This window comes from Streptomyces sp. HM190, assembly GCF_009857135.1.
GTDB classification, from domain to species: Bacteria; Actinomycetota; Actinomycetes; order Streptomycetales; family Streptomycetaceae; genus Streptomyces; species Streptomyces heilongjiangensis.
On record NZ_CP047318.1, the window covers coordinates 5,671,493 to 5,684,867 of the forward strand.

Below are 13,375 nucleotides of genomic sequence, written 5' to 3' on the forward strand. Positions count from 1 at the left end.
AGTCCCTGGTGAGGTGGCTCTCGATGCTCGTATGTTGCGGTCTGATCGCTGCACCGCACATGACCAATCGCGGCTCGACACCGCTTGGCGGGGGACTCATATATGAATACGTACGGGGGGAGACGTCGGCTGCGCGCAGCCGGCGTGGTGCTCGCCACAGCCATGGCGCTGGTGGCGAGTACAGCCGGTCATGCCACGGCAGTGGCCGGCGGGCGTGCCGACGCGTCGGCCGTCGACGCAACCAAGTCCGGCAAGGCCGGCAAGGGGGCCGAGGCCGCCGACACGGGCGGGGCGGCCGACGGCACCGGGGACGCCGCAACGGGCGAGGACACCAGGGCGCTGGCCAAGGCCGCACGCACGGGCAAGCCGGTGGAGATCGTCTCGCTGCGCGGTGAGAGCAGCGAGGTGTTCGCGACGCCGGAGGGCGACCTGGAGGCCCGCGAACATCTGCGTCCGGTGCGCACACGGGTGGACGGCGAGTGGCGGGACATCGACACCACGCTGACGCGCGGCGCCGACGGAACGGTCGCGCCCAAGGCCACCACGGTCGGGCTGACGTTCTCGGGCGGGGGTACGGACCCGCTGGTACGGATGACGAAGAACGGCCGCGAACTCGCGTTGACCTGGCCCAAGAAGCTGCCCGTCCCGGAGCTGGGCGGGAACACCGTCACGTATCCGGACGTGCTGCCCGACGTCGATCTGCGGATGACGGCCCAGCAGGACGGCTTCACCCAGCTCCTGGTCGTCAAGTCGGCCGAGGCCGCGGCGAGCAGCGACCTGGACGAACTCCGGCTGACGCTGGACGCCGACGGCATGCGGGTCGAGGAGACCAGCACCGGTGGCCTGGCCGCGATCGACGAGGGTGCCCAAAGCGCGGTCTTCGAGGCCCCTCGCCCGGTGATGTGGGACTCCAGCGACAAGGCACCCGACGACAAGGCCCCCGACGCGGGGGAGCGGTCCGCGACGCGCTCCGCGGAGCAGGGCGCCTCGACGATGTCGTCGTTCTCGGGACCGCGCGCCGGGGCCACCACGACGACCGTCACGAACGGCCCCGCCACCGCTACCGCCGAGGACGGCGGGGACGCCCCGGAGGCCGTCGCCGCCGAGTCCGCGAACGTCGCCGCGGTCGGTGTGGACGTGCCCACCGCACAGGACGCCCTGGTACTGACGCCCGACCGGGACGTGCTCCGCGGCAAGGACACGGTGTACCCCGTCTTCATCGACCCCCAGTTCTACTCCCCGAAGGCCACCGCCTGGACGATGGCCTCCAAGTACTGGGCGTCGTCACCGCAGTGGAAGTTCAACGGCGAGTCGGACGCGGGCCTCGGGTACTGCAACTGGGCCTACTGCGCCCCGCACGACACCAAGCGGCTCTTCTACCGCATCCCGACCTCGAAGTTCGCGGGCCGGAGCGTGCTGGAGGCCGAGTTCGTGGTCCGCAACACCTGGTCGGCGTCCTGCTCCGACCGGAGCGTGGAGCTGTGGCGCACCAAGGACATCTCCTCGTCGACGACCTGGAACTCCCAGAACGCGTCCGGCTTCTGGATCGACCACCTCAAGACCGAGTCGTTCGCCTACGGGTTCACGGGCTGCGCCGCCAAGGACGCCGAGTTCAACGTGAAGTCCGCGATTCAGCAGGCGGCGGACAGGAAGTGGTCGACGATGACCTTCGGCATGAAGGCGGCCAGCGAGTCCGACGGCTACGGCTGGAAGCGGTTCTCGGACGACGCCTTCCTGCGGGTGCGCTACAACCGGCCGCCGCCGCAGGTGAAGATGTCGCAGCTGGTCATGGAGTACGGCGGGACGTGCAAGAAGCCCGAGAACGCCCCGCGCGTGCGCACCCTGGGCACGATCCGCGCGAACGATGTCACCGACCCCGACGGCGACGACGTCAAGGTCGAGTTCCGGGCGAGCTGGGACACCGGCGACGGCAAGGGCTCGGTCACCCGCTGGCGTTCGGGGCTGACCAAGGCGAAGAAGTCCGGCTCGGACTTCGTGATCAGCCTGCCGTCCGCCGTTCCCCCCAACAAGACGGTGAACTGGTACGTCCAGTCCTACGACGGCGCCCAGTACTCGCCCTGGTCGTACACCGGTGACGCGACGTCCTGCTACTTCGTGTACGACACCGGCGTGCCGAAGGCGCCGAGCATCTCCTCCGCCCTCTACCCGGCCTCCGATCCGGAGGACCCCGAGGACCCCTGGTACGACGGAGTGGGCCAGTACGGCAACTTCGTGATCACCGGCGCCGTCTCCGACGTGACGAAGTACTGGTACGGCGTCAACGGCGACCCGGTCGCCGCCAACACGGTCACCACCTCGGGCGGCGCGGCCAGGACCGTCCCGGTGCTGCCGCTCAAGCCCGGTCTGAACACCTTCACCGCGCGGTCCTTCGACGCCGCCGGCAACGGCTCCGAGATCCGCACCTACCAGTTCCGCGTCAAGGCGGGACAGCTGGAACGCGCCAACTGGTCGATGGACGAGGCGGCCGGTGCCACCCAGGCGGCGGGCAGCGCACCCGAGCAGCCCGCGACGCTGTACGGCGGCCCGACACGGAACGTGGACGGCAAGATCGGCAAGGCGGTGCAGTTCGACGGCGTCGACGACTACGCCGCCACCGACATCGCCACGATCAACACCGATGTGAGCTTCACGGTGTCGGCGTGGGTGAAGCTGTCGTCGCTACCGTCCCACGGAGCGGTGGTCGCCTCCCAGCGGGGCAACGAGGCGCCCGGCTTCGAGCTGTACTACTCCAAGGGATACGACCGCTGGGTGTTCAACCAGTACAGCTCGGACAGCACCAGCGCCACTCCCGTCCGGGTCATGCAGCCCGCCGCGGGCGGGGCCAAGGTCGGGGAGTGGACCCATCTGGTCGGTGTGTACGCCCTCGGGGAGCAGCAGTTGAAGCTGTTCGTCAACGGCACGCTGGCCGGGACCACGGAGTACACCAGGGCGTGGAACGCGCGGCGCGGCATGATGATCGGCGGCAGCGTCCTCAACGGCGCGGTGACCTCGTTCTTCCCCGGCGTCATCGACGAGGTGAGGACCTACGAGAAGCCGCTGTCGGCGGCCGAGGTGTCGGACCTCTACACCTCGAACTCGATCGGCGCGGGCCGTCCCGCCCGAGCGGCCTTCTCCATGGACGACGCCGCCGACGCCACCACGCTGAGCGGCCGGGCCGATGTGAACCCCGCGGTCCTCAAGGGCGGGGCGACCACCGGCGGGGCGGGCGTGGACGGCAACGCGCTCACCCTGGACGGCACGGACGACTACGCCGTCACCAGCGGCCCGCACATCAACACGTCGTACAGCTACGCCATCTCCGCCTGGGTGAAGCTGCCGAAGACGAAGCCGAACCACGCCGCGACGGTCGCCACGCAGATCGGCGCCAAGGTCACGGGTCCGGAGCTCTACTACTCCCCTGCCCACGACCGCTGGGTGTTCAGCCAGCACAGCGCCGACACCGCCGACTCCACCGTGGTGCGGGCCATGCAGCCGACGGGCACGACCGCGTACGGAGGTGAGTGGACGCACCTGGTCGGTGTCCAGGACACCGTGGCCGACAAGCTCTCGCTGTACGTCAACGGGACCCTGGCCGGCACCACCGCCATGACCAGCACCTGGTACGCCGGGGGTGCGGTGCAGATCGGGGCCAGCGCATTCGACCGTACGCCCACCTCGTTCTTCCCCGGCCAGATCGACGATGTACGGCTCTACGACCGTCCGGTGTCCGCCGGTGAGGCGCAGCAGCTGTTCAAGCAGCGCGCCGTGGTCAAGGGCCGCTGGAAGTTCGAGACGGCCGCCGGTACGCCGCCGACGTCTCCGGACGCCTCCGCCTCCGCCAATGCCATGACCCTCTACAACGGTGCCCAGACGGGCTCGGGCTGGGTCGACGGCGCGGTCACCCTCGACGGTACCGACGACTACGCCGCGGCGCCCGTCGTCCCGGTCGACACCGGTGCCAGCTTTACCGTCAGCGCCTACGTCCAGGCGGCCGCGACCCCGACCGGTCCCGTCACCGTGGTCAGCGCACCGGGAGCCAGGAAGAGCGCGTTCGCGGTGCGCTACGAACCCAGCGCCGATCCGGCCACGGATCCCGGCCGCTGGCGGATCGCCACGGCCGACTCCGACAGCGACACCGCCGCGGTCTCCGACGTCGGCAACGGCATGTTCTACAGCCCCACCGACTGGAACCACCTGGCCCTGGTCTACGACGGGTTCTCCAAGGAGGTCCGCCTCTACGTCAACGGCGAGCTCCAGGAGACCGCCTGCGCCGACGCCGACGACGACGGCGTGCAGGACGACGCGGGCTGCGCCGACGTGGTCTCGTGGGCCGACGACGTACTGACGTACAAGGCCGCGAAGACACTGCAGCTCGGCCGGGACACGACGGGCACCACGTCGGGTCAGTACTTCCCCGGCTCGCTCTCCGACGTCTGGGTCTTCCAGGGCGCGCTGACCGAGACGCAGATCGATCACCTCGCGGTCGGCATGCCGGGCGTCGAGACCGCCGTCCCCAGCGGCGACTGACCGGCTCACTCCTCGGGAACGGGGCCCGCCGCCGCACACGGCCGGCCCTGTTCCCGACCGACGTCCTCGCTCCGCCGTGCATGGCTCTCCCCTGCCGCGCGGAGCACTCACCAGGAGAGAACACAAGCGATGAAGTCAACACCGCGCAGGAGAACAGGCAGGCCCTGGCGCCAGGTGGCCCTGGCCACGGCCGCCGTGCTGACCGGCACCCTCATACAGGCCTCCGGCGCGCCCGCCGTGGCCCAGGCGTGGCAGAAGCCCGCGCTGCCGAAGGCGGAGAAGCCGGTCGCCGGCGGCCCGGCGGGCAAGGCCGTGCCGCGCAAGGTCATGAAGGGTCCCCGCACCCCCGCCGAGGCCCCGGCCACCGCCTGGCCGAAGGCCACCGCCGCGACGGTGACCCTGGACAAGGACGCCACCCAGGTCAAGGGCACCCCGCTCACCCTGGACACCCGCGGGACCAGGGCCAAGGACGCCGCCGACGGCAGCTACACCGTCCGTGTCCTCTCCAGGAAGGCCGCGCGCAAGACCGGCGTGGACGGGCCCGTCTTCACCGTGACACCCGGTGAGGCCGGCACCCCTCGCGCGGGCAAGGTTCGTGCCGGGCTCGACTACTCCTCCTTCGCCGGCCTCTACGGCGGCAACTACGCCTCCCGCCTCACCCTCGTCCAGCTGCCCGCCTGCGCCCTGACGACACCGCAGAAGAAGCAGTGCCGTGCCGCGCGTCCGGTGACGACCGTCAACAACGCCGACAAGCAGACCCTGACCGCGAAGTCGGTCTCCCTCAGCTCCGGCTCGGCGACCGTGCTGGCGGCCACCACCTCGGCGAGCAGCGACAAGGGCGACTACAAAGCCACGTCCCTGTCGCCCTCCTCGACCTGGAACACGGACCTGAGCAGCGGCTCGTTCGCCTGGGCGTACGACATGGCGGTGCCCAAGGTGCCCGGCGGGCTGACGCCGCAGGTCGGGTTGTCGTACTCGTCCGGCGGTGTCGACGGCCGGACCGGCAACAGCAACAACCAGGCATCCTGGGTCGGCGACGGCTTCGACCTGGCGCCCGGCTTCATCGAGCGCAGCTACAAGAGCTGCGAGAAGGACGGGGCGACCAACGCCGACGGGAAGGAGCCGGGCGACCTGTGCTGGGCGTACGACAACGCCACCCTGTCGCTGAACGGCTCCGGCGGTGAGCTGGTGCCGAACGGCACCAACTCCTGGAAGCTGCAGAACGACGACGGCACGAAGGTCGACCGGCTCTACGGTTCCACCGACAACGTGCGGTCCAACGGAGCCCGCGACGACGAGTACTGGCGGGTCACCACCCCCGACGGCACCCGCTACTACTTCGGCTACAACCGGTTGCCCGGCTGGGCCGGCGGCAACGAGACCACGGACTCGACGTGGACGGTGCCGGTCTTCGGCAACAACGCCGACGAGCCCTGCCACGCCTCCACGTTCGCCGCGTCCTGGTGCCAGCAGGGCTGGCGCTGGAACCTGGACTACGTCGTGGACCGGCGCGGCAACGCGGTCGCGTACTACTACGACAAGGAGACCAACTCCTACGGCCGCAACCTCAAGGCCGCCGACGACACCCCGTACGAACGCGGCGGCACCCTGGACCGCGTCGAGTACGGGCTGAAGTCCAACGCCATGTACTCGGCGAAGGCGCTGGCCAAGGCCGACTTCACCAGCAGCGAGCGCTGCATACCCGACAGCTCCACCACCTGCTCGTCCATCTCCACGGACTCCCCGTACTGGTACGACACCCCCTGGGACCTGAACTGCGAGGAGGGTAAGGACTGCGACAACGGCCGGTACTCCCCGGCGTTCTTCACCCGCAAGCGCCTCACCGAGGTCGCCACCCAGGTGTACGACGGCAGCGGCTACAAGAACGTCGACTCCTGGAAGCTGACCCACCGCTGGGGCATGGCCGACACCGACTACCAGCTGCTGCTCGACTCCGTCCAGCGCACCGGCCATGACGGCACGTCCTCGATCACCCTGCCGAAGACCACCTTCGCCTACAAGCAGCTCGCCAACCGGCTCGACAGGACCGGCGACGGCTACGCCCCCTTCATCAAGTCCCGGCTGTCCACGATCGCCGACGACTCCGGCGGCCAGATCGACGTCAACTACTCGGCCCCCGTCTGCGACTTCGACGCGCTGCCGACCCCGCAGACCAACACCACCCGCTGCTTCCCGCAGTACATCGGCGGCAGTTCGAGCGACGACCCCGAGCTGCAGTGGTTCAACAAGTATGTCGTCGACTCGGTCACCTCGACCGACCGCACGGGCGGCTCGCCCGACCAGGTCACCCAGTACGACTACCTGGACGGCGCCGCCTGGCACTACGACGATGACGACGGCATGTCCAAGGCGAAGCTGCGGACCTGGTCGCAGTGGCGCGGATACGGCCACGTACGGGTGCGCACGGGAGGCCAGGGCGGCGCCTCGGCCATGAAGACGCAGACCGACTCGTACTTCCTGCGCGGCATGGACGGCGACCGCAAGGACCCCTCCGGCGGCACCAAGTCCGTCAGCGTCACCCTGGGCGACGGCGAGGGCGACCCGATCACCGACCACGAGTCGCAGGCCGGTTTCGCGTACAGGACCGTCACCTACTCCGGGCCGGGCGGCAAGGTCCTCGGGAAGACGGTGAGCCGGCCCTGGCACAAGGAGACGGCGAAGAAGGTCCGTGACTGGGGCACCGTCACCGCCAACTTCACCGGCACCGCTTCCACCAGGTCGTGGACCTCGCTGGACGACGGCGCGGGCGCCAAGTGGCGGATCACCTCGGTTTCCGAGGCCCACGACCCCGCCACGGGTCTCGTCGTGCAGAGCGAGGACCTGGGCGACACGACGACCGCCTCCGACAACCAGTGCACCCGCACCACCTATGTCGAGGGCAGCGTGCCGCTGGCCACCCCGGCCCGGGTCGAGACGGTCGCCACGGCGTGCGACGCCACCACCAGCCGTCCGGCCGACGTCATCTCCGACGTCCGCACCGCCTACGACGGCGGGGCCTACGGCGTCGCGGCGACCAAGGGCGACCCCACCAGGACGGCGAAACTCAAGACGTACAACGGCACCACCGCGGTCTATCTGGAGTCCAGCTCCACCTTCGACGGCTACGGCCGGGCGCTGACCACCACCGACCTCACCGCCGACGTCACGGTCACCTCCTCCGGCGTGCTCACCAGGACCGCCCGCAGCGGCGGACGGACCACCACCACCGCGTACAACCCCACCACGGGCTTCCCGACGAGCAGCACGGTGACCACCCCGCCGGCCACGGCCGGGGACAGCGCCACCACCCAGACCTCGACCACGACCTACGAGGCACTGCGCGGGCTGCCGCTCACCGAGACCGACACCAACGGCAAGGTCACCTCCTACGCGTACGACGCGCTGGGCCGCGTCACCAAGGTGTGGCTGCCGGACCGGACGACGGGCCAGACCCCGAGCAGCGAGTTCACCTACACCATCACCGACGGCAAGCCGGTGGCGGTGGGGACGAAGACCATCGGCAACTCGGGTGCGCAGGACACCTCCTACACCCTCTACGACGGCCTCCTCCGCCCCCGCCAGACGCAGTCGCCCGGCCCGGACGGCGGAACGCTCCTCGCGGACACCTTTTATGACGAACGCGGCCTGAAGACCAAGGAGTTCGCCACCTACTACATCACCACCGCGCCGTCGACGACGCTCTTCAAGCCCGCCGACGCGCTGAGCGTGGAGACCCAGAACCGGTACACCTACGACGGCCTCGGCCGGGTGACCGAGCTGAAGGCGATCGCCGGCAACGGCGACGGCGGAAAGGTCCTCGGCGTCACGAAGACCCTCTACGGCGGCGACCGCACCACGGTCATCCCGCCCGTCGGCGGCACCGCGCAGACCGCCGTCACCGACGCCCGCGGCCGCACCACCGAACTGCGCCTGCTGCACTCCCGTTCCGCGGACGCCGCCTACGACACCACGTCGTACGACTACTCGCCGCGCGGTGAGCTGACCAAGGTCACCGACCCGGCGGGCAACTCCTGGACGTGGACGTACGACCTGATGGGCCGGCTCACCGACACCACCGACCCGGACAAGGGCGCCGGTCACCTGGAGTACGACGACAGGTCCCTGATGACCCTCTCCAGGAACGCCAAGGGTGTCCTGGCCCACGTCTACGACGGCCTCGGCCGCAAGACCGAGATGCGGGACAACTCCTCGTCCGGGACGCTGCGCGCCAAGTGGGTCTACGACACCATCAGCGGCGCCAAGGGCCAGCTCGCCTCCAGCTCCCGCTTCAGCGGCGGCCAGGAGTACAAGTCGAGCGTGGTCGCCTACGACCGGCTGTACCGCCCGCTGCGCACCTCCGTCACCATCCCGTCCTCCGAGGGCGACCTCCAGGGCACCTACCTCTCGGCGACCAGCTACAACGCGTCGGGCACGGTGCAGGGCATCGGTTACCCCAAGGCCGGTGACCTGGCCGCCAACACGGTCACCTACACCTACGAGGACGGCACGCTGCGGCCCGTCGGGATCAGCGGCCCACTGAACCTGACCGCGAGCACCAAGTACAGCCTCACCGGCAAGCCGCTGCAGTACTCCATGGCCGCGAACGGCGGCAAGGCGACGTACGAGACCAACACCTACGAATTCGGCACCCAGCGGCTGGCCACCTCGCGGGTGGACCGCCAGGACATCGCGGGTGTGGACCAGCTCAACACCTACACCTACGACGAGGCGGGCAATGTCCTGTCCGTCTCGGACACCTCCCGCTCCGGCACCGACAACCAGTGCTTCAGCTACGACCACCTCGGCCGGGTGAAGGAGGCATGGGCCCAGTCGACCACCGGCTGTGTCGCCACTCCCACCACGGACGCGGTGGGCGGACCGGCCCCGTACTGGACGTCCTACACCTACGACAAGGTCGGCAACCGGCTCACCGAGACCCAGCACGCCACCGCGGCCGGCGGCTCCGACACCAAGCGGGAGTACCACTACCCGGACCCGGGTGCCGAGCGCCCGCACGCGGTGACCTCGGTGGACAACACCGCCGGGACCGTCAAGTCCCGCGACAGCTTCACCTACGACGACGTGGGCAACACGCGCACCCGACTGCTGAGCGACGGCACCTCCCAGACCCTGGACTGGGACACCGAGGGCCATCTGACCAAGGTCACCGAACCCGTGGAGGGCGGCAGCGACAAGATCACCGAGTACCTGTACGACTCGGAGGGCAACCGGCTGATCGGCCGGACCCCGACCGAGACGACGCTGTACCTCGGCCCCACGGAGATCACCCTGGCCAAGGGGTCCACAGCCCCCAAGGCCACCCGGTACTTCGACCTCGGCGGCGGTCACACCGCCGTCCAGGCCAACGACGGGAAGATCTCCTTCACCCTGGCCGACCACCACGGCACGGCGCAGCTGTCCGTGGACGCCACCACCCAGGCCCTGACCCAGCGCCGCACCCTGCCGTTCGGCGGGCCGCGCGGCACCGAGCCGACGTCCTGGACCGGCACCAAGGGCTTCGTCGGCGGCACCATCGACAAGGCCACCGGCCTCACCCACCTGGGCGCACGCGAGTACGACCCCACCCTGGGCCGCTTCCTGTCGGTCGACCCCGTCTTCACCGACAGCGACCCGCAGCAGATGCACGGCTACACCTACGCCAACAACAACCCGCTCACCCACTCCGACCCGGCGGGCACGGAGATCGGGTCCAGGCCCAACTCCTGCCAGTACGACCTCAAGTACTGCAGCAAGCACACCCAGAAAGAGGTCGGCTACGACGCGAAGTCGGGCACGACCGACTACCGCCGGGGCAACATCTACAAGCGCTCCCAGGCGGCGAAGAAGCACTGGGTGGCGGCGAACACCCCGGTGTCGAACGACCTCGATCACCTGGCGGACGACTACTGGTCCCCCAGGATGAACGGGGAGTTCACGGACGACTTCTGGTACAACCCGGTCTACGAGTCGTCCCAGAAGGGCCGGGAGGGCACCGCCTGCTTCGGGCGCGAGGGATGCCGGCAGGCCTACCTGTACGTGCTGCACGGCGGCAAGGACGTCGAGAAGGCCAAGGAGATCGCGGCCACCTACTGCGTCTACAACGCCGAGGAGTGCAACGAGAAGGCCGCGGCCGTCGCCCGGGGCAACGTCATCAAGGACGTCGTCGCCACGGGGCTGCTGGCCTACCTGGGCGGCGCGGCCGGCGCGGGGCGCCGGGGCGCAGTGCCCTGCAACAGCTTCGTCCCGGGCACCCAGGTCCTCATGGCCGACGGCACCACCAAGCCCATCGAGGACGTGAGGACCGGGGACAAGGTCCTCGCCAGGGACCCGAAGACCGGCCGCACCGAGGTCAAGACGGTCACCGCCGAGATCCTCGGCCAAGGCCAAAAGCACCTGGTCCGGCTGACGCTGTCGGTGGAAACCGACGGCGGGAGGCGGACCACCTCGGTCACCGCGACAGCCGAACACCCCTTCTGGGTTCCGGAGATCGGGACCTGGGTGGACGCCACGGACCTGACGGCCGGCGAGGAACTCGCCGCCCCGTCCGGAGCCGTGGTCCGGATCACCGGCATCCGCCACTGGACCGAGTCGGCCACCGTGCACAACCTCACCGTGGCCGACATGCACACCTACTATGTGCTGGCGGGTGAGACGCCGGTCCTGGTGCACAATGCCGGCAACAATCCGCCGACGCCGAACATCATTCTGCGCGGTGTGCAGCAGATCAAGGATGGAACGCTGCAGCAGCGGAGAAACCCCGACGGCTCCTTGGACTTCTTCAACAACTACGAGAAAAACAGAAGGAACAACTGGTGGGTGGGCGCAAAGATCTACGCACCGGATCCTGGGAACGATGACTACCGCATCCTCGAGAAAAACGGCCAGTACAGGTGGGTGGGCCCGAAGGGGAACGTCAAGGGCGCAGGGCATTTCTACGGAAAGCTCATGAACATCCCGGGCTGCAACTGAGGTGTGAGGAGGTACATGGTCGTGAATACCGAGATGCTGACGCAGGCGATGAAGGACGCCGGTCTGCGATTCCTGGGCCTGAGGCGTGGAACGGGCATCCCTCCGTACATCGCCGGGATGGTCACGTCATGCCACCCCGACGACGGCCGCCGGGACCGGACCGCCGCGCTCGACGACCACGCCCGGGTTCCGAAGGCGAACGCCGGCTGGTTCGAACTGGCGACGAAGTGTGGCTTGTTCTCCGCCGACCGCCAGTTCCTGCTCTCCGTCAGCATGCCTCGCCCCGACGCGGTCGACGAGACGGATGTCGAGGGCGTCTGGGGGCTGGTCGAGCTCCTGGACGACTGGGACATCATGGGCGCGGGTTGTGCGGCCGGTGTCACCGGGAGCCGATACGGCTTTCCCGCGTTCGTCATGTCCGCTCTCGACGGATCGGTCTTCGTGCAGGGAACGGTGTGGCAGGACAGCATCGGCACTGCGGCTCTCCCCAGGCCTGACCGTGTGCGGTCTCTCCGGGAGGTCGCCCGTCTGAGCGTCGGCAAGCCCTACCGATCAGCCGCCGAGAACGAGGACACGCTGGCCTGGCTCGCCAGGTAGGAACAAGCACACAAAGGGATGCCCCCCGCCCGAATGCGGCGGGGCTTCCCACGGCAGAGGAGCGGATCTGCCCCCGCGCCGCTTCCGACGACGCCCCGGACCCCACCCGGTCCGGGGCGCCGCGGTGTGTCAGGCGTCGGCCCCACTTCTGGGCCGGTGCCTCGCGGTGACGACAGCGTCCCCACGATCCTGGAGCACCTGGAGGGGGTGCGCGAGGAGGTCCTCGCCTGGGAGAAGCGGGCGCGGGCTACGGCGTTCGACGCGTGAGCGTGGGCGTGGGCGGGCGTGGGAGCCTCAGCCGGTCGCGGGGCGCAGCCGCTCGTAGCAGTCGTAGTTGCGCTGGGCGGTGATCTTTCCGTCGCGGAACTCGAGGAACGTCGCGATGTGGGCGCGCAGCACCCGTCCCGCGGCCAGGTCGCCGACGGGTACGGCCAGGGTGCCGGACCAGGTGACCTCCAGGGCGACCTGGGTCCCGGAGGCCACCGCGTTGATCACTTCGAAGTGCTGGTCGGCGAGCACGGACCGACCCTGCCGCGACGCGGCGATCAGGTCCGGCAGCCGGCGGACGGTGCCGTCGGGGAAGAGGGCGTTCGGCAACTGTGTGTGGACGGCGTCCGGGTGGAAGTAGGCGGCGAGTTCCTCGTCCGGGGCGAAGCGGGACACCGCCTGGTGGTAGCGGACGGCGGTACGGACATCGGGGTGCTCAGAGAACTCCGGCATGTCCACAACCTTAGTTGCACATGTGTGGTTGCACAATCAAGGTTGCCCAATCGGGGTTGTCCAATGGGAGAGTGGGCCCATGCAGCAGCCACTCGACCCGCGCGACCTCGACACCGGCACCCTCGCCCTCTTCGCCGGCCTCGCCGCCGCCTCCACCGTCCAGGACGGACTCGCCGCCGCCGGCTTCCCCGACCTGCGCATGTCGCACGGCTATGTCTTCCAGCACCTCCTGCACGCCCGGCCCACCATCGGCGAACTCGCCGAGAAGCTCGACATGACCCAGCAGGGCGCCTCCAAGGCGGTCGCCGAACTGGAGCGCCTCGGCTACGCCGAACGGCTGCCCGACCCCCAGGACGCCCGCGTCCGGCGCGTCACGCTCACGCCCCGCGGCGGGGAAGCCGTGGCCACCGCCCGCCGTGCGCGGGCGGCGCTGGAGGAGCGCCTCCGGCAGCGTTTCGGCGCCCCCGCCCTCGATGCCGCCCGTGCCCTGCTCGCCGACCTCCTCGACGACCTCGGCGGCGCCGCAGCCGTCCGCCGCCGCGAGGTCAGGCCGCCCCGCTGA

At 69.7% G+C, this 13,375-nt stretch carries 5 protein-coding genes; 4 read left to right on the plus strand and 1 reads right to left on the minus strand.

Annotated features, from left to right (window positions below; genetic code table 11):
* The first annotated feature begins 102 nt into the window (after nt 1-102).
* The 3 genes from GSY65_RS24350 to GSY65_RS24360 all read left to right on the plus strand — a co-directional run bounded on the left by GSY65_RS24350 (nt 103) and on the right by GSY65_RS24360 (nt 12,093).
* On the plus strand, nt 103-4,527 hold the full coding sequence (locus tag GSY65_RS24350; protein WP_159772491.1) for a LamG-like jellyroll fold domain-containing protein: 4,425 nt from the start codon (nt 103-105) through the stop codon (nt 4,525-4,527).
* Between the two features lie 129 nt (nt 4,528-4,656).
* Nucleotides 4,657-11,496 carry a polymorphic toxin-type HINT domain-containing protein gene (locus GSY65_RS24355; RefSeq protein WP_159772494.1) on the plus strand — a complete coding sequence of 2,280 codons (6,840 nt, stop codon included), beginning with the start codon at nt 4,657-4,659 and terminating at the stop codon, nt 11,494-11,496.
* Between the two features lie 15 nt (nt 11,497-11,511).
* Nucleotides 11,512-12,093 carry a hypothetical protein gene (locus tag GSY65_RS24360; RefSeq protein WP_159772497.1) on the plus strand — a complete coding sequence of 194 codons (582 nt, stop codon included), beginning with the start codon at nt 11,512-11,514 and terminating at the stop codon, nt 12,091-12,093.
* 294 nt (nt 12,094-12,387) lie between these two features.
* Here GSY65_RS24360 and GSY65_RS24365 read toward each other — a convergent pair whose 3' ends face one another.
* A complete protein-coding gene (locus GSY65_RS24365) occupies nt 12,388-12,813 on the minus strand; it encodes a nuclear transport factor 2 family protein (protein ID WP_159772500.1) in 426 nt (141 codons plus the stop codon).
* Between the two features lie 79 nt (nt 12,814-12,892).
* On the opposite strand from GSY65_RS24365, the gene GSY65_RS24370 reads away from it, so the two are divergent.
* Nucleotides 12,893-13,375, plus strand: coding sequence for a MarR family winged helix-turn-helix transcriptional regulator (locus tag GSY65_RS24370; RefSeq protein WP_159772503.1), 483 nt, complete (start codon nt 12,893-12,895; stop codon nt 13,373-13,375).